This window comes from Neisseria sp. HMSC066H01 (assembly GCF_001837375.1).
In the GTDB taxonomy this organism is placed as follows: Bacteria; Pseudomonadota; Gammaproteobacteria; order Burkholderiales; family Neisseriaceae; genus Neisseria.
Window position 1 is genome coordinate 1 of the sequence record NZ_KV832183.1, and the last position, 396, is coordinate 396.

Below are 396 nucleotides of genomic sequence, written 5' to 3' on the forward strand. Positions count from 1 at the left end.
AGTGTGACCAAAGCAGGCATCAATGCCGCCGGCAACAAGATCACCAATGTTGCCGCCGGTACCGATGACGCCGACGCGGTCAACTACAGCCAGCTGAAACAGCAAAGCGCCGCCGCCCGTACCGAGGTTGCCGCCGGTACCAACATCAAAGACGTGGTTAAAACGACCGGCGCCAACGGCCAAGACGTTTACACCGTCAACGCCAAAGGCACCACTGCGAGCGCAGGTTCGAACAAAGTGACCGTCACTGCTTCAGCAGAAGACGCGAACAACGTGACCGACTACAGCATCGACTTGGCGCAAGACACCAAAGACGATATCCAAAAAGGCGTAGATGCCAAAACCACCGTTGACACCAAAGGCCTGACCTTCAACGGCGACAGCGGCAGCACCAAT

General features: G+C 57.1%; 1 pseudogene. It reads left to right on the forward strand.

The window, feature by feature from the left end:
* Positions 1-396 (forward strand): annotated as a pseudogene (locus HMPREF2551_RS00165) (hypothetical protein); the annotation flags it as partial.